Genomic DNA, 22,840 nt, shown 5'->3' on the forward strand with positions numbered 1-22,840 from the left:
CTTAATCTGATAATTAATTGCATTAATTGGTTGATCGGGAGTGGGTCGAACCGACTGTTTTTAAAAGTAAAGAATTTGTTCGAAAGTAGTTACGGAAATGTAAATAATTCGTTTTCTTGTTATGTTATCTGAATTATGAATATGGTGATTCCAAAGAACTAGGCTCGCTCCAAACGGTCTTTTACCAAATTTAAGGGGATGTAATTCGCAATCAGGTCGGTTAACGTTAGGAAGCGAAATCTGCTGACTTGCTTGCAGGCTGCAGTTTCAGAAGCCATGTGCAGGACGACCTGAATGCTTGAAAGACTGGGATCAAGCCAGTTTGCATTCCCTTGTATACATGTATTCAATATGTGCACAAGAAAAATGATCAAGAGAGAAGGAGAGCTTACAACATGAACAGAAGACTCAATCTGATTTTCCTCAAACGATGGTTTATGCTATTAATCATCGTGGCGGTTGCGGCTATGCCGCTACACGCCTTCGCCGCGGAGGCGGAATCCGGGGCCGATCGTCCTTGGATGAACAAATCCTTGACTGCGAAGGAACGCACCGAGCTGCTGCTCAAGGAGATGACGCTGGAGGAGAAAGTTGGATTCGTAACCGGTAAAGTCAATAACTATTATGGTTTCTATAATGATGGATTGGAGCGCCTCGGCATTCCGGCATTACAGATGGCAGATGGACCCGCAGGGGTACGTGTAGCCAACCCGGATGTGCAGGACAAAAAGTCCACGGCGCTGCCTGCACCGATCGCCCTTGCGGCTTCCTGGGATACCGATCTTGCCAAGAAATATGGCGATCTGATCGGTCAGGAAGCACATGATACAACACATAATGTAGTGCTTGGTCCTGGGCTGGACATTGCACGTACACCATGGGGTTCCCGGAACTTCGAATCACTCGGGGAAGATCCGCTACTGGCTTCCGGTATGGGTGCAGCGTATGTGGACGGGATTCAAAGTAATCCGGTTATCGCTACTGCGAAGCACTATATCCTGAACAACCAGGAGACGGAACGTTTCACGACCAATGCAACAGCCAGCGAACGTGCCATTCAGGAAGTCTATGCACGTCCGTTCCAGGCGATGGTCGAAAAAGCGGATCTCGGTTCGGCCATGTGTTCATTTAACCAGGTGAACGGTACATATGCTTGTGAGAACAAGGAGATGCTGACGGATGTCCTTCGGGATCAGTTTGGCTTCGAAGGGTTCGTCATGAGTGACTACGGTGCAAACTTCAGCACAGCCAAGTCCGCCAATGCGGGTCTGGATCTGGAGACACCTGGGGAGCCGTATGGCAAATGGGGAGACAAATTGCTGGAAGCCGTGAACAATGGCGAAGTCAGCGAGCAAACCATTGATGAGAAGGTTAGACGCATCTTGCTTCAAATGTTTGATAAAGGGCTGTTCGATAACCCTGTAACGAATACACAAATCAATGCCAAGAAAGACGGCAAACAGGCACGTGAAATTGCGGAAGAGAGCATGGTTCTTTTGCAAAACAACGATAATACACTGCCACTTTCCAAGAAAAATGTGAAATCCATCGCTGTCATCGGACCGGATGCAGATAACGCATCTGCTGCTGGTGGAGGTAGCAGTCTGGTTAACCCGACGTATACCGTAAGTCCACTGCAAGGCATTCGTAACCGTGCCGGAAACGGTGTGGATGTTAAATATGCAGCCGGAACCGATCCAATCTCCGCAGGAGATGCATTTAATGGACCATCGGCCGTACCTTCCACTCTTTTATCGCCTGGGGATGCTCGGGAAAGTGAAAGAGACTATGGTACAGATCGTGCGGAATACGGTCTGCGTGCGGAATACTGGACGAATACAGACATGGAGGGTAACCCTTCTCTGGTACGTACAGATAATCAGGTCAACATGAATCTTGGATTCTACAACTATGAAGGTTTTAATGCACAATCTTCCAAGCTTCCAGTGACACCAACGAAGTTCAATGCCAAAATGTCCGCTCGTTGGACAGGGGCAATTACGGCGCCTCAAACGGGTGAATATAAACTTTCCCTGACGAGTCTCGGTTCTGCGAAACTGTATGTGGATGATGAGTTACTTGTAGACAATCAAGGTGAAACATTGAGTACAACAAAGAAAGAAATCGCGTTCAAAGAAGGCGAGTCCCACGATATTCGGATTGAGTATCGTACCGATTTCCCGTTACAGTCCAATCATGATATGGGCGCACAGGTTCGTTTTGGCTGGGAAGCTCCAGAAGACGCTGTTGATATCAAAATGCAAAAAGCAGTCGATTTGGCGAAAAAATCAGATGTTGCCGTCGTGGTAACACGTACGTATGACAGTGAAGGTTATGTAGATCGTTCTGATCTGGAACTGCCAAATAATCAGGAGCAGCTGATTCGCAAAGTAGCGGCAGCCAATCCGAAAACGATCGTGGTGCAAATGAGTGGTCGCGCTGTCGAGATGGACTCCTGGCAAAAAGAAGTGCCATCCATCCTTCAGGCTTGGTACGCAGGTCAGGAACAAGGTAATGCAGTGGCACGTGTGCTGTTCGGTGATGTGAATCCATCTGGTAAGTTGCCGGTGACGTTCCCATCAGATGATTCCCAGACCCCTGTATCCACTGTGGAACAATTCCCAGGTGTGAATGGGGTGGGTAACTACTCCGAGGGTGTTTTTGTAGGGTACAAAGGATATGACAAAGAAGGCATGACACCGGCGTTCGCCTTTGGACACGGACTGTCGTATACCGATTTTAATTATCGTAATCTGCATGTGAAAAACACAGGCAAAGGTGACAAAGAAACCGTAGAAGTATCCCTGAACCTGCGCAATACCGGTAAGGTTACCGGTGCAGAAGTCGTACAGGTCTATGTGGGCAATCTGCCAACCAAAGTGGAGACACCAGAGAAACAACTTGCTGGCTGGGCGAAGGTCGATCTGAAGGCAGGCAAGCAACAACGGGTTAACATTCAACTGGATCGCAGCGCATTGTCCTACTGGGATGAAACATCGCATGAATGGGTAATGCCTAAGGGTAAAGTCCAGGTGTATGTCGGCAGCGCGTCGGATGATATCCGTCTGACAGGCAGTGTGAATATCGGAAGCAAGTCCGGTAAATAAAAGTGCAATAAGGAAGATCGAAAAGCTAATCTTCCCATTAAATATATCTGCGTGAAATGCAGTTTGTTCTAAATTTATATATATAGCGAAATGAGTCGTGGCCGAATGGCCGCGGCTTTTTCCACAATGGAAGGAGAGTGAAGCGTGATGAGCATAGGCTGGCGAGAGCATCCCAAACGATGGATCATCCTGTTAATCGCTGTTTGTTGTGTCGGTGCAGGAATCTGGCTTATCCTCAACCGAAGTGAACAACCCGCTCCTCCACCAGTTGCGGATAAACAGAGAGCGGCTGAAGTCTGGTTAACCACGGGAGATCAGCAAAATCTGCTTACCTCACAGAAACCCATTCCAATTACAAATCACCATGATGCAGACACAAGCACTTCAGAATCTACAACGCAGAAGTCTGATACTTCCCCGTCAGAGTTTACGATACAGATTGATCCGAACAAGACGTATCAGACCATGGATGGATTTGGCGCAGCGATGACGGGTTCATCAGCACATCTGATTAATCAGCTTCCAGTGGAGCAGCAAGAGCAACTGCTGAAGGAACTGTTTACGACGGAAGGGCTGAACATGGATATGGTGCGTCATACGATTGGTGCTTCCGATTATTCGGTTGATGAATCAGGAGAGGCTTCAAGTTATACTTATGATGATATCGAATCTGGTACGGACTATGACATGGCACACTTTTCGATCGATAAGGATCAGGAAGTTGTGAATATGCTGGAGCGTGTAGCTGGTCTTGAAACGGATCTTAACGTACTTGGAACACCGTGGACGGCCCCGGCCTGGATGAAGTATGGGGAGAAGACCAATAACGGCTGGTATCTGGATTATAACGATCCCCAGGTGTATGAAGCGTACGCGAGATATTTTGTAAAATATATTGAAGCTTATCAGGCAAAGGGCATTCCCATCTACGGGATTACGTTGCAAAATGAACCGGAGTTCACCTCGGATAAATATCCGAGTATGAGTATGGGCGCCGAAGAACAAGCCAGGTTCATTCGGGATTACCTCGGCCCGGCTCTACAAGATGCGGGACTTGATACGCGAATCATCACTTATGATCATAACTGGGATCAGGCGGTCGAATATACCAGCAAGGTGCTCGGTGATGAGCAGGCTGCTGCCTACATCGATGGATCTGCTTTCCATTGTTATGCAGGTGATCCATCTGCCATGTCGGAAGTGCATGATCGCTTCCCGGACAAACATATTTATTTTACCGAATGCAGTGGTGGGGAGTGGAGTCCTGATTTTGGCGAGAATCTGAGTTGGCAGATGTCCAATCTCATCATTGGTGCGCCGCGCAACTGGGCGAAGAATGTGCTGCTCTGGAACATTGCACTCAATCCACAAGGGGGTCCCACGAACGGTGGCTGTGAGAACTGCCGTGGGGTTGTGACGATTGACCCGGAGCGTGATGAAATCACTAGAAATGTCGAATATTATGCGCTAGGACACATCAGTCGTTATGTACGTCCGGGAGCCGTAAGGATCGATTCCTCACAAGAACAAGGCAAGATCGAGAACGTAGCTTTCCGCAATCCGGATGGAACGATCGTGCTGGTTGCAGCTAACACGGGTGAGGTAGAAGTTTCCTTTGATGTAGTTATGGACGGAGATTCATTTCAATATGTACTGCCTTCCAAATCGGCAGCAACCTTCCGTTGGAACTCAAAAAGGGGAGTAGAACGTTGACTCAAGCTTGGAAATTATGGGTACAGATTGAATGATGGACATGGTAAAATACACGTAGAGTTTTTCAAATTTGATGTATTAAATAAGTCCGATCTCAGGATCGGGCTTTTACATAATTTTTTACTTTTAATAGAAAAGGAGAATACGTTGGACAGGTTAGTCGTTGCATATCGGGAACAGGATCATGACAAGTTGGTCGAGATCTGGGAGTGCTGTTCGAGAGACAGCATCATCGGATAACCTCGGGATATAAATGACCAGGATGAGGAGTGTGCAGGATGACACAGATCAAGGTGACACCGGAACAACTGGAGACGGTCAGTGGGCAGTTTGCTCAGGCGCATCAGCAATTATCGGGCTTCATGTCCACGCTGGATAGCAAGATGAGTGTCATGCGCAGCAACTGGGATGGCATGGAGCGGGAGCGTTTTTATAACGATTATTCAACAGCTCAAGGCACGATGAAATCTGTTCTGGAACTGGTTCTGTCCATTCAGTCGGAGCTTAAGAAAATTGCCGAGCGCTTCCGCACGACAGATGAAGAGGCGGTGAGCCAGGCAATCATGACGGCGCTGACCGCAGCGCAGGCGCTATCAACCATGGGCAAAAATAAAGGCGATAGTCTCGACAAAACGCCAGGCCCACCAAAGAACATGGATGAATGGGATGAGAAGGATGCCGAGAAATACCAAAACTATGAGGAAATGCTGAAGAAAGCCAAAGAGGTGGGTGATGAAGAACTGGCGCAGCAGATTCAGGCCAGCATGAACATCATTCGGCTTCAGTATGAAGATGTAATCTATCAGACTGACCCGAATACGGGCAAGACGGTGAAAATTACCGAGGATTCCATCGTGGGTACGTATCAGGTGAAAAGCGACAAGGGCGAAACGACCACCATCAGTCTGGATAAACAGGGCAATGTGGTGGACTATAGCAAGGATACGGAAAAGTATAAGTATTCGGAGCAAACGCACACGACCAGTCAAGGAGAGCATCTCTTTGGCAAAGTGGCCCAAACGGCTACAGCCTACGGCATTGGTCTGCTGCTCACAAGCAAGACGGGCTCTGCCTTTACGGAACACGCCACTGGACTCGGTTCTTCCTTCGTCGCGGACAAGTTCCTGTTCTCTGTTCCGGAAGAAGGCGAGACACGTACGATGATCTACCGGACCAATAAGGATACGGGCAAAATGGAAAATATGATCGTGGTCACGCGTGGCGACAACGATATTGAATATACTCCGTGGCGGGATTACTATTAAGCCACGGATGGGGTCGGCAAGCGGGCAACGCAGGGATACCGGATTGCTGCCTGCTTGTCGACCCACAGCTTTTAGCCATGTGGTTGGATGACACATGGCTAAAAGTATGGAGGGCAGGCGGCTTATCCGTGAGCCTGCCCATAGAGAAACACCCCGGCAACCTTCTCCCTGAGATGGGAAGGTTGCCGGGGTGTTTTGGGTTTTCCTTACCGAGTAGCCACGGTCAATGGACCGGGCAGACAGGAAGTCTTTTTTTGCCAAAGCTTAATGCGTCTCTTCATCCAGAAACGGTTTGTTCACCGCATAATACATAAAGCCCATCAGCAGCACACCGCCCACCAGATTACCCAAGGTCACGGGAACCAGGTTGTGAATCACACCTTCGAATGAGATTGTCCCCGGATGGTTCAGCACAAGCGCAATCGCGAACGTACACATATTGGCGATGCTGTGCTCATATCCCGAGATGAAGAAGCAGAACACAAAGAGCATCATGGCGAACATTTTGGCTCCATTCTCCTTCATGAACATCGGCACAAAGAACGCCATACATACAAGCCAGTTACACAGGATTCCCCGGAAAAAAAGCTGCATCGTCGGAACTTCCATTTTGTGCTCCACCACGCTCAACAGAAAACCGTTCACCTGGGACGAGTCGAACAATCCGGTCAGGTAGATTAACAGAGCAAACACGGCTGCGCCCATCAGGTTACCGCTATAACTCGCAATCCACAGCTTGACCACTTCGAACCAGCGCAGCTTCTTCCGCAGCGCCGCATACGTGTAATAGAACGTATTGCCTGTGAACAGGTCACCGCCACCATAGGCGATCAGGATGATAGCCGCACCAAACGTAATTGCTGCCATCGGATAGGTGAATGGGGACTGCTCCATATAAAAGAAGTTACCTGTCTTAAACGCCACGATGACGCCGAATCCGATAAACATACTGGCCAGCATGGAGCGTGCAAGGTACCTGATTAAGCTTTGTTTATAAATCTTGTGTTTCTTCAGAGCGAGTTGTTCCACATTGCGTAGAGCTTCCGTTTCCATAATTATCCTCCAGTAGCTGAGTTGAATGATTGCATTAACTTACAAATCTCACCAAGTTCCTTTTATTATAACGATTTTTGAGATAGTAACACGCTTTTTCAGAAAAAGAATATATTTAATCAGTTTAAGTTATTTTGGATGAACACATATAATATGGGTTTATATTTTTTGTGATTTTTGAATATTTATTTGCACATTTTTCTCTTGTTGAAAACCAAAAATTTATATAGAACAATGTATACCCATGTTAAGCGAAATCAGTGTGGATTCATTCTGTATAAGCTCCTTTGATCTGGAATTTTTTCTAGTTATTTTGTTCAGAAATTGTTCAGAGAATCTTGATAAGCTATGTGCCGAAAACGAGTTTTATTGGGAGGAACAAATATGAATCAGGATTGGAAGAAAGTGTTGCTGACTTCACTTGTAGTAGGCATGTTGTGGGGAACTCAGATTGTCAACGCAGCAGAGCAAACTGGAGAATCAACAGACTCCATATCGTCGGTATTTACAGATCAGACCGATATCCGCTCGACCTCTCTTCAGGCCGTAAAGGAAGCAGTAGAGAAAGGATTAATTTCGGGTTATCCAGATGGATCATTTCACCCAGACCAGCCTTTGACTCGAAGAGAAATGGCCGTGTTACTGGCTAAAGCATCACAATTAGAGCTTGATAAGACTTCCAACACTGGACTTAAACATTCAGATTGGGCGACTCCTTATATTGAAGCAATTCGTCAAGAGGGATGGATGACTGGAGATGCAACAGGCAATTTCCGTGCTAACGATCCGATTCGTCGGGAAGAGCTTGCTTCCATTTTGGTAAGAGTGACAGGAACACAAGGAGCAAAAGGAGGACAACAACAGACGCTTGCAGATGAATCCACGGTGAGTGGCTGGGCTAAAGAACAAGTACATACTGCGTTGAAATTGGGGCTATTGAATTCAAATGAGGGGAAATTTGAATCCAGAGCTCTCGTACAACGACAAGATATAGCGAAGGTTCTCGTAGATGTTTTCCAGACGGGTGAACGAACAGCTTCTTTGACTGCATTGGACGGAGATGTTGCCTATATGGATGGACGTCCTTTTGTGATCAGTCAGGAATTGCAAAGAATTTTGAATGACGAGAACAAAGAAGCATTGCAAAACGCAGTAATTACTTATGATGCACGTACACGTAACCTGTCTGCCTTATCAGAAATCCAGATTACCCAAGCAGGCACACTTCAAAATTACGTGACATTGAATTTGGTCGGTACCTCCTATCAAGGTGTAGTTTCAGTCTCTTCAAATCACGTTGCTCTGAAAGCTGATACTTTATCGAAGGTTGTATTAAGACCAGGCGTAAGTGCTATAACGATTGATGGTGATATCGATGCGGTAACTGTAGATACGACTGACAAGGTCACTGTTCTTGGAAGTGGGACGTGGAAGGAAGTTGTGTTGAAAAACGTGAAATCCATTATTCAATTACCGGCAAGTGTGAAAACGAATACAGTTATTCTTCCAAAGGGCGGCGTAACCTCACAGATCATTCGCAGTGCACCGCCACTGACCACACCATCCAGCAATACAGGGACAAGCAACTCCAATTCTGGCTCAGGATCTTCAACACCAGCTCCCACGCCGACACCAACTCCAGAACCTGATCCGCCGGTTATTGTACCTCCGTCTCCCGAGAATCAACCGCCTGTTGTTCAGTCTAGCATTTCTGACATGATGGTATATCTCGGAGATGGCATGCAAGAGATTGATCTTGGTGCTGTATTTACTGATGCGGATGAGGATGAGCTGAGCTATGAGATTACGGAGATCGATTCTAACATCGCTACAGCGAATATTCAGGGGTCAAAATTGAAAATTATGTCCACTGCTACAGGCCAAACAACGGTTACGGTGAAAGCTGCAGATGGAAAAGGAGGAAGTGTATCGGCTTCATTCATTTATGTGGTCAAACCGGTCTTAATTCCACCACCATTTCCACCTTTACCGCCATTTCCGCCAATCATCATTCCACAACCACCAATCAACCATGCTCCTGAAGTGGTAAAAACACTGCCAACTGTTGGAGTTGAATTGGGTACCGTGAGTAAGGCGGTTGATTTGACTAATGTGTTCACAGATATGGATGGCGACATTCTAACGTATACAGCAGAATCTTCTCATCCAGCTGTGGTAGAAGTGAGTGTCCAAGGAAATATATTGACTTTAGATCTCAAGAACGTTATTGGTTCCGCAACCGTTACCGTTAAGGCTACTGATCCCGCTGGTAAAGATGTTGAGACGACATTTACGGTTAAGGTTGAGGACCCGGATGCAGGAAAGGGCCTGTTTATTTCCGAGGTAGTCTGGGGAGAAGACACTACTCAAGCGATCGAACTGTATAATCCAACGTCCAAACCAATTGAACTCAGTCAGTTTGAAATTAAACGTAGTGATATAGACGATCCGATTACGTTTGCTTCTGGAACTATCATTGCACCTTATAAAACGATGGTCATTGCCGATGACTCTACAGATTTCCCGATTAATGAGGACGAGATTTATTATATGTCCTTTAATTTTGATATTGATCAACCCCAAGACATCACTTTGATACTCTATCACATTAGCGATGGAGAACCTATGGATACAGCCATCTTGAAGCCTGCGCAATCTTTAACAAGAACGTCAGGTAATGTTCATGGTGATGCAGATTATGACGGGGCACGGTGGATCCAACAAGGAGAGAACTATTACAACGGTCTGGGCAACTACACATCCTCACCTTCCATTCTTTAATTTTTGAAATATACCAGATCATGAAGGAGAACCTCTATGCCAAAAATAAGAAAGACTGTGCAGCTCGCTTTGATTGCGTTGCTTCTTTCCAACACTGTACCCGTATCTGCAGAACATGATAAGTCAGAGGCACAGGCTATGTCTGTGTCTGGCATATCCTCAGCTCATCATAACAATAGTAAGTTAAACGATGTTATGAATAGGGCTGTATCCATGGGATTCATCAAGGGAGATCCAGATGGAAACGTTCGTGCAGCTGATCCAATCACCCGTCAGGAACTGGCAGTTGTTCTTGCTCAAGCTCTGGGTCTCACACTGGACAAGTCAGTCTCAACATCTTTTACGGATGTGAAATCTACTAGCTGGTCAGCGCCTTCCATTCAGGCGGTCAAGAAGGCGGGAATTTTGCAAGGAGATGCAACAGGGCGTTTCCGTCCACAGGCCCAGATCACTGGACAGGAACTGGTAACAGTTCTGGTAAGAGTCACGGCTTTGGCTAAACAAGAAGTTCAGGGGGATCCCCTTCCTTCAGAATGGAAAGGAGCGAGTACGTGGGCTGCTCCATATATTCGAACTGCTGAGGAGGCTGAACTTCTAAGCGAATATCAGGGAGAGAATAAAGTTAAACAAGGGCTTGTTCGGGGCGAAGCCATAGGCATGCTGCTGTCGGCCATGTTCCCGGAAACCCGCTTGTCTGTCATTCAGTCCATTGAAGGAAAGCAGATTCAGATCAACGGTGTTGTCTATCAGATCTCCGAACAAGTGGAAGGCCTTCTTAATAATCGGAATAAGGCTGTACTGGCTCAGGCTGGAATACGTTTTAAGAATCGAAATCATACGCTCACCGAAATTAACGGGTTGGAAATTAGAACGGGTGGTCAAGAGGCGGCCCCAGGAAAAGCTGAATTTAGCGGCAATCTGCTATTGGATGGCGGAGACGCTGTAATTCATGGGGATCTAACCACGAAAGCAGATTTTGTTTCAGTGGAAGGGCTTACAGTCAAGGACAAGCTGACGATTGCCCCCGAAGTGAAACATGATTTTTATGCCAAAAATATCAATGTGGCACAGTCTGTCTTCGTTTATGGTGGCGATAGTAATACGGTTGTATTTGAAAATTCCATTCTCAATACTGTGGGTGTAGATAAAAGCGATGTACATGTTGCACTAACAGGGAATACCCGTACTCAAGAAGTTAACGTTAGATCAGACAGTATGATTGATATCGAGAAAACGGCTAATCTCCCGTTATTAAATATTCTCGAAGGTGCAAGCAAAGTGGAGCTACAAGGAGCCGTTGAGACGGTCCATGTGAATACATCCAAGTCTCTGCAACTTAACGGTAACGTCACTTTACAGCAACTCCATGTGGATGGGACAGGCGTTGTCAATATTAATGCAGCAGGCACCATTCAGCAGCTTCAAGTGAATAACCCTTCCACGCAGATTAATGTGGCGGGGAATATGAAAGTTTCAGATATTTCCTTGGCTGCCGGAGTCTCGTCTTCAGTTGTGAGTGGAAATACAGGAACAGCATCTTCCAATACGGTATCTCCTTCGTCAGGGGGAGCGAGTTGGGGGAGTGGAGGCGAAACATCTCCTGTTGTTGCTAATCGTGCTCCTGAACTACTGAAACCATTTGAAAGTCGCAAGTATACGCAGAATGGACAGGGAGCAACGTTAAACCTAAACAACTATGTGACTGATCCGGATGGTGACTTGGTCACTTATACGGTCAGTTCATCCAAATCTGCCGTTGCAAAGGTTATCCTTAATGGATCGCAATTAGATATTGTTCCCTTGGGGGATGGCACGGCTACCATAACGGTGACTTCCAATGATGGTCGTGGTAAAAGGCTGAGATCCACATTCGAAGTCTACGTGAATAGACCTCCTATTGCATCGCCAATTCCTGATCATGAATTGATAGCTGAGTCAGGTAGCAAGGATGTGGATCTCATGGTCTATGTTATGGATGATGAGAAATATGAATCGGAATTGCTGTACAGTGTAACGAACAGTGCTCCGGAAATCGTGGGCACAGAAATCGTAAAATCGAACTATGCTGAATCTGTATTAAGGTTAACGCCTAAAAAGGCGGGGGAAGTTGTTCTTAAAATTAAGGTGGATGATGGGCAAATTGCAGATGATGGCAGTACGGGAATTACTGAACTCGACATGAAAGTTGTTGTTCTGCCACCACTCAATCGTGCGCCTGTAGGCGAAGCGCCATCTAAGATAGAGGTATATCTGGGTGATGAAATCCCTGTAGTGAAATTAAATGAAATATATACTGATCCAGACGGTGATCCATTGACGTATAAAGCGACTTCATCCAATCCAGACGGGGTAACAGTAGAGGAGAATGCGGGTGAACTGAAGTTAACATCACTTCAAAATGGGACGTACACGATATCTTACACAGTGAATGACGGCAACGGAGGAATTACTGAGGATTTCTTTGACATCGATATTCTACTAGTGCCAAATCATAATCCGGTAGGAAACTCACCAGGTTGGGTTGAAGCATACTTGGGTTTCCTGACAGATCCTATCCCCTCGGTGGACTTAAATGATTATTATACAGATCCGGATGGTGACCCACTCACATTCAGTGCATACTCCTCTAATCCTGATTTAATTGTTGAGGAGGAAGCGGGTGTACTGAGCTTTACCGCTCTAGAATTTGGAGAATACATCATTTATTATTCAGTAGAGGATGGAAAAGGTGGTTCCATTTCAACCGCATTTCAGATAAGGGTTAATCCTAAGCCTAATGCTTCTCCGGTGCTTACTCAGAATCTACCTGCTCAAACGTTGTTTGTAGGCAAGGAAGATGCGGTCATTAATCTCTCGGAATATTTTAATGATCCCGATGGAGATACATTAGAGTTCCATACACCACTTGATTTCAATAATCTTCTGATCGCAGCGGTGGATATTCAAGAAAACAAGCTGATTATTCATCCAAGACAGGTTGGTAAATTTCAAGCTAATATCAAAGCAAAAGATATGTATGGAAAAGAAGCGACAGCCTATATTGATATTGAAGTTCTTGAATCTGGAAATATCAGTTCAATTCCGGATCAAACGGTAACATGGCCTTGGTCTGCTCTGAATCTTGACCTGACATCGTACCTGATGAATTTTGATACAGCCACGTTAACGGTGGATGCTTCCTCCGCAGATACCCATATTGCGACAGTCTCTGCCAATGGTTCACAGATAGCTGTTGCTCCAGTTGCTGAAGGAAATACGACAGTGACGTTAACGGTATATGATCAGAAAGGGCGTAGCGAACAAGCGTCCTTTGGCGTGACGATACAAGGCGAGCCTGCTGGCCCTAACTTGGCCCCTGAGGTAGTAAGTAGTATTTACGAACAAGTTTTGACACCAAATGTAACGAATGAGCGCACGTTTGACCTGAGTCAACTATTCAGTGACCCCGATGGAGATGCGTTGCAATTCACGATAAGCAATAGCTCAAATGAAGCGGTGAATGCAAGCATTAATGGTAACCAGATCATACTAAAACCGGGGACTGGAAATGTAATTGCTCCTCTAACCATAACAGCAAAGGATGGAAAAGGTGGACAGGTAGATTACACCTTCAACGTTCGCACTGCTTCTCTGGTTAACGGTGGGGTCATGCAGATCAACACGAAGTCCGGTGTAATAGATCCTCTGACTCTTACAGCGTCCAATTGGTTTCCTGGACAGACGAGTTTTAAAGTATATAGCGGTACGCCAGATTCAACGTTTACAGGACCGAATACGATTAATTCTTCCCAGATCCCTTTGAGTGTATCTCCATTATTATTCTGGATCATAGGGAATGACGGTAGGGCCGTGGTCGTTCAGGTGAACTCGAAAAATCAGGGCACGTCAGAGTTGTTCTTCTCTCAGTATGCAGATGCGGGAGATGGACGGAGTGTTGTCCAACTTTATTACACAGGTGATGGAGATCCGTCGCATAAAGCAACCGGATATCAATTGGAAGTTCATCAGTGGATGAAAAAGACATCCACAATGAAAGTTACAACCAAAAACATATTAGATGTTACTTCAGGATTACCTTATTTAAACATCAATTATACTTTTTACGACTTTTTCGATATAACGCCAGCTTGGTACTACAATGATGAGTTGGAATTGTATAACCCGAATGAGTATAATGTCGTTGCTTTGGTCCTCAAAAAGGATGGACGAATTGTAGATGTCCTAGGTGATCCAACTTCACATGATCAATTTATGCCTGCTGGCGGGACGTTTATCCGAAAACGCGGGATATATACGGGTTCACAACAGTTCTCATTAACCGGTGAATGGAATGAGTTCCCTAAAGGAACTCTACAGTACGTGGACAAACATACACCGTAGATTTTGGGTAAAAACCAAGAAATGAAGTTCGCTAAGTAGTGCGTTTCAAAATAATGATATAAAGAATCCTCCATGCTCTAAACATGAGCATGGAGGATTTTTTATTTAACCGGATATGGATACATGCAGGACCTGAGAATCTCGATCTTTTGTTCCTCAGTCCGTTCATGCGGTGCCAATTCTGCTCCATAAGAACGTTCCAGCTTGGCGCGCATGAAACGCTCTGCATGTTCGTTTGCACGAGAGTGAAGTTCTTTGGCGTACTCACCAAATGCGCTGACATCCCGTACCTTCTCCAGTACGCTGTTGAGCAGTGGACTACCTGAATAGAGCAGGGATTCAGTCTCTTCGCATTCAAACTTGAGAAACAAAATAGCTTTTTGCAGGGCATTGATTTCACCTTGGGTAAGGTAAACAGGCTGCGTAGTGTCTTCTTTAGATTCAGTGAAATCAGGCTGTTCATTACTATTTTGATTTGTATCTGACATTCGATTGTTTACCTCCTGACTGAAATTAGGACTGGGGCGGAAGGAGGATAGGACGGGCAGCCAGCGCTTCTTCCACAATCTGTTCAGGCGTCAGGTCTCGGTCATCCCAGTAAATCAGATTACTGATCTCTGCATGAGGCACCTGCTGCTGTAGCTCCGTCAACATGTCATCCGATTCCGCTTCCGTCCCTTCAGCGTCCATCAGCTTGCGGACTAATTCTACCAAATACAATCGATTGTCCATATGTATGTACACCTCCTGAATGGTTAATAGCGTGAACAAACTAGAGCGAGCGCTAACGAATCTGAGCCGTCTTATTCAAGGATTTGAAGCGCTCGCGGAAATCTAAGGAACCTGAGACACGCTATATCCGAATAAACAACCGTTTGCAGCGGTTTTGCTAGTGAATTTTGGGAAATAACGTGTCTGATGTTCCTTACATTTTAGAAAGAGTACTTTAAGGCCAAATAAGACGTCCTGTGTTCCTTAGAAAATCGCAGATTCATCATCAGCCATGATCAATCAGCTTGAACTTCAAGATCTCTTGGATGCTGACATCCATCATCGTATAGCTTGCCTGAGTTTGAAGATTCACCCTAGTCTTGTATTGGCATGATCCAACTCAACTCAATTCGATCTATTTTAAAATGGACTACAATCTGTCATCATTCAATTCGTATAGCCAGATTGCCAAACTGCTCGCCTTTTTCCATACGCTCGAATGCTTTCGCTGTATCCTGCAACGGATAAACGCCATCGATTACAGGATGTATGTCATGTTGCTCCACCCATTGCAGCATCTGGACAAACTCCTCACGGCTGCCCATAGAGGTGCCGATCAGACTGATCTGTGGGAAAAAGATAGAGCGAATTGGTATGGACAGATCATCCCCTGAGCTTGCTCCATACATCACGATACGTGCACCTGGTCTGATTATATCAAAATATTTCGGGAACATGGCTTGTCCGATGCTATCCAAGATCATGTCCACAGGTTCCAGATCGTTTTGCAAACGCCAATCGCCATGACTATCCAATGCATGGGTAGCACCTAAGCGCAGTGCCTCATTTCTTTTGGCTTCACTTCTGGAAGTGACAGTCACCTGGGCACCAGCGGCTACCGCCATGAGTAGGGCATAGGTCGCTACACCACCGCCAATGCCGGGGATGAGGAGATGTTCACCTTGCTTCAATACGCCGCGAGTAAATAAGGCGCGATAGGCCGTCAGCGCGGAAAGGGACAATACGCCTGCTTCCTCCCAGGATAGGTGGGCTGGCTTGGGCAGGGCATTTTCGGCAGGCAACGTTATATATTGCGCCAGTGTTCCATCCATAGGACCACCCACAATATCGGGTACAATGGGCACTTCAGATGCATGTTCCCAACCGAGTGTAGGATGGATAATGACTTCATCTCCTATCGCGAACCCTCTTACGCTTTCGCCAATCGCTACGATAATACCTGCTCCATCGGAACCGGGAATGAGCGGGGTGTCCTGGGTTCCGCGTGCTGCCATGATGAATAGATCCCGATGGTTGATTCCAGCGGATTTTAGTTGGATTAGCACTTCCCCGGCTTCTGGTGCCCGAGATGTTGACTCTGTATATTGAAGACCTGCAAGGCCGCTCTGGCCTGAATGAACGATAGCTTTCATGTTCAATATTCCTCCTGTCTATGTAGCTAGAATTCACTACTGAGCCTCATTGTACAGATGGAGCAGATTCACGTAAAATGAACAAAAATGATTGTCAGTATCATTGAAAATAATAGATAAGTATTTTGCATGAATCAGATGATGCAGAATGCCGATATAACGACGAGCAGGTGATCAGGATATGGATGCAGGTGATTTGAAAATATTTCAGGCGGTTGCCCGCGAAGGTAGTATCAGTAAAGCTGCGCTCGCACTCAATTATGTACAATCCAATGTGACCACACGGATCAAACAGTTGGAGACTCAGCTACAAGTACCGCTGTTTCATCGTTCCAATCGAGGGATGTCGCTCACACCGGCGGGAGAGAACCTGCTTGTGTATGCAGATCGAATTTTGCAATTATTATATGAAGCAGAGCAGGCCACGCAAGTGGGGAACCCACCAGCAGGCTTACTTCGTTTGGGTGCGATTGAGACAGCAGCTTCCACTTTTCTGACGCCACTCTTGGCTGAATATACTTCATGCTACCCGGAGGTACAGCATTCGCTTGTCACGGGTGGGACGCATGAACTGAACCAGAAGGTGATTCAACATGAATTGCATGGCGCATTAATATATGGCCCAATCGATCATCCTGAGCTGAACTATATGAAGATGTATGACGAAGAAATGGTGCTGGTCGCCGAACCTGGAACACATGAGTTGCATGCTCTATTGTCCAGGCCGATGTTGTTTTTTGAGATCGGATGCACACATCGGGCTCAGGCGGAATCTTTTTTGAGAGATCAAGGTATCCACTCACTGAGCGTCATGGAATATGGAACACTGGACACGATTCTAAATGGTGTATCTGCCGGGCTCGGCGTATCATTGCTGCCAAGATCTTCAGTTACCAAAGCAGAATTAAGAGGCGAGATTGCAGTGATGTCGTTGCCCGATCCTTATTACCGGTTGGAAGTAGGATTTGTGTATTCCCGTGGTGAACATATATCTAGTGCGCTGAGCGCTTTGGTACAGATCATTACAGAACCAGAACTATAAAGGAGTGAGTGATCTTGGAGGATACTACGTTAACGCTCGCGGAAGCATTTAGTCAGGCAGACTTTATTATTGGCGGTCATGGCATTCGCAAAGTGAAGGTGCTTCAGGATGTACTGGAGCAGATCGATGGGGAACTGTTCAGTGACCACTACGGCAACGGTCCCGTCATTGAAGAGTTTCAGCAACAGATGGCAGACGTTCTGGGCAAGGAATCGGCGGTGTTTTTCCCAAGCGGAACGATGGCGCAGCAGATAGCATTACGGATCTGGTGTGACCGCAAAGGAGTAAAGCGAGTAGCTTATCACCCTCTATGTCATCTGGAAATCCATGAGGAAGACGGTCTGAAAGAGTTGCACCAGATTGAATCGATTTTGCTTGCGGACAAGGATCGTTTGATTCGATTAGAAGATGTACAGGCGCTCGATCAGGACATTGCCTGCCTGTTGTTGGAACTGCCGCAACGCGAGATTGGCGGCCAATTGCCAGCGTATGAAGAACTGGAAGCGATCTCGGCGTATTGCCGTGAACGCGGGATTAAACTGCATTTGGACGGGGCGCGTCTGTTCGAGATTACTCCCTATTATCAGAAGACACCTGCGTAGATTTGCAGTCTGTTTGATACGGTGTATGTGTCCTTTTACAAAGGCATTGGGGGCATTGCGGGGGCCATATTGGCCGGAGACACGGATGTGATGCAAGAGTCGAAAGTATGGAAACGGCGGCACGGCGGAGATCTGATCGGCCTCTATCCGTATATTCTGAGTTCCCAGTATTATTTCAATGAACGGATTGGCAAAATGGAGCTTTATTACGAGCAGGCTCAAGAACTCGCCTCCCTACTGAATGCGTGTCACGGAATACATACATTGCCCGAGGTCCCTGTATCGAATATGTTCCATGTTCACTTTGCGCTGGCTGCTGCCGAAGTCGAACCGATTCTTGTGCAAATGGCTCAGCAGCATGGTATAGCAGTAACTTCGTATTTGAACAAGACGAGTGGGAACAGCTGTGCTTTTGAATTTTCTGCGGGAGATCGTTATGAGCAAGTTCCCCAGGATAAGCTGCGTGCAGCACTGGAATGGTTGGATCAAGAGCTGCGTAAACAGGTGAGATAAGAATTCTGAAAGAAATTTATGTGCGAAATCAACTAAATGTTGTTAATCTACCTTGTCCACATGCTGGACAGGGTATTTTTGTGCACTTATTTACAGCTTCCTATGCAAACCACTTTCATGAACGAGCATATGTCATTAGTCCAAAGTCCGATTTTTATCACAGGATTAACTTGAACAAGTGCATGAACCTGTAGCAAAAACAGGTATACCGATGTATTCCAATATTTTCTTTATCATGTAAAATATTAAAGGTAATATATTCCAAACAAGGAATGGGGAGCGAAACGAGAGCTGTTCATAACATTCGGGGAAGAAAGGATGAAGATTATGTTTTCACGTCAAAAATGTACGCTAGCTGTAATGTCACTCGCCTTATCTGCAACACTGCTGGGGGGAAGTTCCGCATGGTCTGGAGATGCGTACGCAGCTGAATCCGCCGAGTCAGGTGTATCGATCACTGCTGTATTATCCGATATGCCTTCGGAATTGAGATCATCCATTGAGTGGGTGTACACCAATCGTATGATCAAGGAAGGATCGGTCAATCGGAAGAATCTGATCTACGATCAGATTTTTGCAGGTCAAGGAACCATTAACTATGTTGTACGCTGGCAATCGACCAAGAATGTGACCCTGCAACAGCGTAAGGATATCGAGAAGATGCTGGGCCGGCAAATGAATAACTGGACGAAACATTTGAAGGGTTATGATGGTTGGCCTTATGGGGATATTGCGGTTAAAGTAGTCGGTTGGGCAGTAGCGAATCCGGCACAGATTCTGGACAAGCAATCAGATGAAATCATATATACAACCACAACTGTGGATGAGCTGAGCAAGTCTGATCCGAAAATCCCGGCAGCCTTGCCTTATGCGCCTAACGCGTTGTCGCGATTTGAGCATTTTACGAATCCGAACTATGCCTACCCTGGCGGTTTGGACAAGCGGTTTGACATGTACCTGTGGGGAACGTCCAACTTCGGCGGCGGTGCTGGCGGAGACTGGGGGCAGCGGGTTTCCGATGATTACATTTTGAGAACCGTAAACAACACGGAAATCGAAATTACCGAACATGAAATTGGTCATGGCTTCGGCATGCCAGATTTCTATGAAGTACCGGATCGTCCGCCGGGTGGCTTCCCCATGCCAACGATTATGTGGGCAGGCAATTCATCTACGATCACGAATTGGGATGCCTGGTTACTGCGATATACGTGGAGCCAGTTGAAGAAGGATACCGCACGTTTCCCGCTTGCACCAGCCACCAGTCAACCTGTTAATGTAGCTGCGAATGCGAAAGTGACGACATCGTATGTTTCTCCATGGGAAACGATTGCTGCGCTGAATGATGGGCTGGACCCTGCACATTCCAACGACCGTACACAGGCGGTGTATGGGAACTGGCCAGAGATCGGTACACATTGGGTACAATATGATCTGGATCGTACGTATACGGTATCACAAACGGATGTGTACTGGTTCAAGGACAACGGCGGCATCGACGTACCTCGCTCGTACAAAATTCAATACTGGGACGGAAAAACATGGCGTGATGTGAAGAACGCCAAAGGCCGTGGGACTCGTGCAGATACGTACAATACCACGACTTTTGATCCGGTGAGCACCACGAAAATGCGTCTTCAGATGGTATCCAATGATGCTGCTTCCACAGGCATTCTGGAATGGAAGGTAACGGGTATTGCGTTGTAAGGTATAAGTTGTTAGTAAGAATGGATCTGACTACACAGCGGCTGATCAGTGGCGAAAGTCCTGATTCAGCCGTTTTTTGCAGGAATAGATAGACAAGTGACGAAAGGTACATTTTAAGATTTTGTTGAACACGTATTAAAAGGGGGAGTTCAAGTGGCGTCAATAGAATTGCAACCGATTCGTGATCTTTTGGCCAAAGCTTATGATACGACAATGGGAGAAGGGTGCACTCCTGAAACGCAACAGAGCATTGGGGATTTTGAGCAAAAGCATAACGTGAGATTGCCCTCAGCGTACCGTGCGCTTTTGCTCGAATTCGGTGCATGCAACTTCGGCGATCCTGCCTTGTATTCGGTGAAAGAACTGGACTGGGCCTATCCCGAGTTTCTGGAAGCCTATCGTGAATATGAGAAAGAATATGAGTTGCCAGCTGACCTCCAGCCTTTCCCGATTGGTGGATTTGGTGAAGGAAGTATGGCTATACTGGATCAAAGCTCCGGCAAGGTATTGATGTTGATCCACGATGCAGGAGAACTGCCTCTTCGGGAGATTGCTGTGGATTTTAATGAACTAATGATAATGCTGGCTGAGTCGGCAATCTGGGTTCAGGAACAGATGAATTAACAGGATAGACGGAAGGAAGCACAGCAGACGTATGGATATCCGAAAGTTAAGATACTTTATCACCGTGGCGGAGGAGCTTCATTTCCACCGTGCAGCAGAAAAATTAAATATGACGCAACCACCGTTGAGCCAGCAGATTCAGAATTTAGAGGAAGAGCTTGGGGTAAAGTTGTTGGAACGCACAAGAAAAATGGTTCGTCTGACACCAGCAGGTGCCGTATTTTTGGAACAGGCCAGACTCATCCTGGCCCAACTTGATCGATCTATTCAGCTTACACAAAAGGCAGATCAGGGTATCATCGGGCATATAACCGTGGCGTTTGTGGATTCGGCTTCAGGGAGCATTATGGTGGATGTACTCAGGAAATTTCGCGCTGCGTACCCGCAGATTGAATTGACATTACGTGAGATGACTTCGTCCCAGCAATTGCAGGCACTGGAAGACGGACAGATCCATATTGGATTTCTGCGCTATCAGGAAGATACCCGCCATGTTTCGTTCCGTCCCTGTCAGATGGAAACGTTGATTGCCGTGTTGCCAGATCATCACCCGATGGCTTCTCAGACTCAAGTTTCAATTCGAGAACTGGCGGATGAAGATTTTATTTTATTCCCAAGGCATCTGGGCTCTCCGTTCCATCGTCTCGTTCTGGATTATTGCAGAGCACATGGCGTAGACCCTCGAATTACGCAGGAAGCGATCCAGATGTATACGATTGTGAATCTCGTTGCGGCTGGCATGGGCATTTCCATTGTTCCATCATCGGTGGATGTGTTCCAGCGAAAGGGTGTAGTCTTTCTTCCATTACAAGAAAATCCGCCCTCCGTACCGTTGTACACGGCATGGCGGACGGATATGAATCAGGAAGTGGTATCCCGTTTTATGAACTTTGTTGATGAATGCGTTTAACCCGTCTTGGCTGGATCACGCTCAATCCAAGGATTCAATATTTCATCAATACGAGTCATGATCTCAGGGTCCAATTTCACATCAGAAGCTTTTACATTTTCCAATACCTGCTCCGGCCGGGATGCACCGATAATGACGGAACTGACATACGAATGCTGAAGCACCCATGCCACAGCGAGTTGGGGGAGCGTAAGACCAATCTCTTTAGCGAGCGGAACAAGCTCTTGCACAGCGGTAAGAACATCTGCGCGTAACCACTGACCAGCCAATTTGTTGAAAAAGGGTGCTCCTGCCTCTCCGGCTGCACGTGATCCGGTGGGTAATGCTTCGTTAGGCACATATTTGCCTGATAGTATGCCCTGAGCCAGAGGAGACCATGTGATCTGTCCCAGTCCTACTTGATCGCTTGCGGGTACGACTTCTTGCTCAATCACACGCCATAACATGGAATATTGGGGTTGACTTGCAATAAAGGGCACACGAAGTTCCCGCGCCAAAGCGGCTCCTCTTGCGATCTGATCCGCGTTCCATTCGCTTACGCCAATGTAGTGGACTTTGCCCTGACGCACCAGATCGGCAAACGCAAGAAACGTTTCCTCCAGAGGAGTATTGTAATCATAACGGTGAGCGTAATAGACATCGATATAATCAGTCTGTAACCGACGTAAGGAACCATGACAGGCTTCCATAATGTGTTTCCGGGAAAGTCCGCGGTCATTATGACCAGAGCCGGTGGGGTGACAGACTTTGGTGCACAGTTCAATACTTTCTCTTCGTACATCCTTAAGAGCCTGTCCTAACACGGATTCTGCCTTGGTATTGGAGTATACGTCTGCGGTATCGAATGTGGTAATACCTGCATCCAAAGCGGCTCGCACACAAGCTTCTGCTATTCCATCCTCGACTTGCGCTCCATGCGTAATCCAGTTGCCGAGTGAAATCTCACTGACGGTTAATCCACTGTTTCCTAATTTGCGATATTCCATTCTTGCCGCCTCC

General features: G+C 46.5%; 14 protein-coding genes and 1 pseudogene. 10 read left to right on the top strand and 5 right to left on the bottom strand.

All coding sequences use genetic code 11. From position 1 onward, the window contains the following. The first annotated feature begins 395 nt into the window (after window positions 1–395). The 3 genes from MKX75_RS04450 (at window position 396) to MKX75_RS04460 (ending at window position 6,085) form a co-directional block, all read left to right on the top strand. The gene (locus tag MKX75_RS04450; protein ID WP_339168566.1) at window positions 396–3,107 is read left to right on the top strand and encodes a glycoside hydrolase family 3 C-terminal domain-containing protein; all 2,712 of its coding nucleotides are present in this window, start codon (window positions 396–398) and stop codon (window positions 3,105–3,107) included. Between the two features lie 147 nt (window positions 3,108–3,254). Next, entirely contained in the window at window positions 3,255–4,820 is a 1,566-nt protein-coding gene (locus tag MKX75_RS04455; RefSeq protein ID WP_339168568.1) for a glycoside hydrolase family 30 beta sandwich domain-containing protein, read from the top strand. 278 nt (window positions 4,821–5,098) lie between these two features. Then, window positions 5,099–6,085 (top strand): WXG100 family type VII secretion target, encoded by a 987-nt coding sequence (locus tag MKX75_RS04460; RefSeq protein WP_339168569.1) that lies wholly within the window; start codon window positions 5,099–5,101, stop codon window positions 6,083–6,085. A 264-nt stretch (window positions 6,086–6,349) separates the two neighbouring features. Here MKX75_RS04460 and MKX75_RS04465 read toward each other — a convergent pair whose 3' ends face one another. Continuing rightward, a complete protein-coding gene (locus MKX75_RS04465) occupies window positions 6,350–7,138 on the bottom strand; it encodes a formate/nitrite transporter family protein (RefSeq protein WP_062837512.1) in 789 nt (262 codons plus the stop codon). 384 nt (window positions 7,139–7,522) lie between these two features. Between MKX75_RS04465 and MKX75_RS04470 the strand changes: the two genes are divergently transcribed. Beyond that, window positions 7,523–9,919: an S-layer homology domain-containing protein gene (locus MKX75_RS04470; protein WP_339168570.1), complete on the top strand. Its 2,397-nt coding sequence runs from the start codon at window positions 7,523–7,525 to the stop codon at window positions 9,917–9,919. A gap of 36 nt (window positions 9,920–9,955) precedes the next feature. Then, on the top strand, window positions 9,956–14,299 hold the full coding sequence (locus MKX75_RS04475) for an S-layer homology domain-containing protein (protein WP_339168572.1): 4,344 nt from the start codon (window positions 9,956–9,958) through the stop codon (window positions 14,297–14,299). Window positions 14,300–14,400: 101 nt separating this feature from the next. On the opposite strand, the gene MKX75_RS04480 is transcribed toward MKX75_RS04475, so the two are convergent. The 3 genes from MKX75_RS04480 to MKX75_RS04490 form a co-directional block, all read right to left on the bottom strand. Then, entirely contained in the window at window positions 14,401–14,787 is a 387-nt protein-coding gene (locus MKX75_RS04480) for a hypothetical protein (protein WP_339168573.1), read from the bottom strand. Between the two features lie 25 nt (window positions 14,788–14,812). Further along, window positions 14,813–15,031 carry a hypothetical protein gene (locus MKX75_RS04485; RefSeq protein WP_339168574.1) on the bottom strand — a complete coding sequence of 73 codons (219 nt, stop codon included), beginning with the start codon at window positions 15,029–15,031 and terminating at the stop codon, window positions 14,813–14,815. 422 nt (window positions 15,032–15,453) lie between these two features. Next, window positions 15,454–16,443 (bottom strand): zinc-binding dehydrogenase, encoded by a 990-nt coding sequence (locus tag MKX75_RS04490; RefSeq protein ID WP_339168575.1) that lies wholly within the window; start codon window positions 16,441–16,443, stop codon window positions 15,454–15,456. Between the two features lie 181 nt (window positions 16,444–16,624). On the opposite strand from MKX75_RS04490, the gene MKX75_RS04495 reads away from it, so the two are divergent. The 5 genes and pseudogenes from MKX75_RS04495 to MKX75_RS04515 all read left to right on the top strand — a co-directional run bounded on the left by MKX75_RS04495 (window position 16,625) and on the right by MKX75_RS04515 (window position 21,841). Further along, complete coding sequence (locus MKX75_RS04495; RefSeq protein ID WP_339168577.1) at window positions 16,625–17,485, top strand: LysR family transcriptional regulator; 861 nt, start codon at window positions 16,625–16,627, stop codon at window positions 17,483–17,485. Between the two features lie 14 nt (window positions 17,486–17,499). Next, window positions 17,500–18,600: pseudogene (locus MKX75_RS04500) on the top strand (beta-eliminating lyase-related protein). Window positions 18,601–18,918: 318 nt separating this feature from the next. Then, on the top strand, window positions 18,919–20,307 hold the full coding sequence (locus MKX75_RS04505) for a discoidin domain-containing protein (RefSeq protein WP_339168578.1): 1,389 nt from the start codon (window positions 18,919–18,921) through the stop codon (window positions 20,305–20,307). Between the two features lie 153 nt (window positions 20,308–20,460). After that, window positions 20,461–20,931 carry an SMI1/KNR4 family protein gene (locus MKX75_RS04510; RefSeq protein WP_339168579.1) on the top strand — a complete coding sequence of 157 codons (471 nt, stop codon included), beginning with the start codon at window positions 20,461–20,463 and terminating at the stop codon, window positions 20,929–20,931. Window positions 20,932–20,962: 31 nt separating this feature from the next. Further along, the gene (locus MKX75_RS04515) at window positions 20,963–21,841 is read left to right on the top strand and encodes a LysR family transcriptional regulator (RefSeq protein ID WP_264935335.1); all 879 of its coding nucleotides are present in this window, start codon (window positions 20,963–20,965) and stop codon (window positions 21,839–21,841) included. Here the strand turns inward: MKX75_RS04515 and MKX75_RS04520 are convergent. Then, complete coding sequence (locus MKX75_RS04520; RefSeq protein WP_339168581.1) at window positions 21,838–22,827, bottom strand: aldo/keto reductase family protein; 990 nt, start codon at window positions 22,825–22,827, stop codon at window positions 21,838–21,840. The genes MKX75_RS04515 and MKX75_RS04520 overlap by 4 nt on opposite strands. Window positions 22,828–22,840: the final 13 nt, after the last annotated feature.

The sequence above is a fragment of the Paenibacillus sp. FSL R5-0341 genome, assembly GCF_037975235.1.
GTDB classification, from domain to species: Bacteria; Bacillota; Bacilli; order Paenibacillales; family Paenibacillaceae; genus Paenibacillus; species Paenibacillus amylolyticus_A.

Excerpts from the sequence above, each read along its gene's own strand:
- MKX75_RS04505 (WP_339168578.1), top strand. The coding sequence starts at position 18,919 with ATGAAGATTATGTTTTCACGTCAAAAATGTACGCTAGCTGTAATGTCA.
- MKX75_RS04475 (WP_339168572.1), top strand. The coding sequence starts at position 9,956 with ATGCCAAAAATAAGAAAGACTGTGCAGCTCGCTTTGATTGCGTTGCTT.
- MKX75_RS04455 (WP_339168568.1), top strand. The coding sequence starts at position 3,255 with ATGAGCATAGGCTGGCGAGAGCATCCCAAACGATGGATCATCCTGTTA.
- MKX75_RS04520 (WP_339168581.1), bottom strand. The coding sequence starts at position 22,827 with ATGGAATATCGCAAATTAGGAAACAGTGGATTAACCGTCAGTGAGATT.
- MKX75_RS04450 (WP_339168566.1), top strand. The coding sequence starts at position 396 with ATGAACAGAAGACTCAATCTGATTTTCCTCAAACGATGGTTTATGCTA.
- MKX75_RS04490 (WP_339168575.1), bottom strand. The coding sequence starts at position 16,443 with ATGAAAGCTATCGTTCATTCAGGCCAGAGCGGCCTTGCAGGTCTTCAA.
- MKX75_RS04485 (WP_339168574.1), bottom strand. The coding sequence starts at position 15,031 with ATGGACAATCGATTGTATTTGGTAGAATTAGTCCGCAAGCTGATGGAC.
- MKX75_RS04515 (WP_264935335.1), top strand. The coding sequence starts at position 20,963 with ATGGATATCCGAAAGTTAAGATACTTTATCACCGTGGCGGAGGAGCTT.
- MKX75_RS04495 (WP_339168577.1), top strand. The coding sequence starts at position 16,625 with ATGGATGCAGGTGATTTGAAAATATTTCAGGCGGTTGCCCGCGAAGGT.
- MKX75_RS04470 (WP_339168570.1), top strand. The coding sequence starts at position 7,523 with ATGAATCAGGATTGGAAGAAAGTGTTGCTGACTTCACTTGTAGTAGGC.
- MKX75_RS04465 (WP_062837512.1), bottom strand. The coding sequence starts at position 7,138 with ATGGAAACGGAAGCTCTACGCAATGTGGAACAACTCGCTCTGAAGAAA.
- MKX75_RS04460 (WP_339168569.1), top strand. The coding sequence starts at position 5,099 with ATGACACAGATCAAGGTGACACCGGAACAACTGGAGACGGTCAGTGGG.
- MKX75_RS04480 (WP_339168573.1), bottom strand. The coding sequence starts at position 14,787 with ATGTCAGATACAAATCAAAATAGTAATGAACAGCCTGATTTCACTGAA.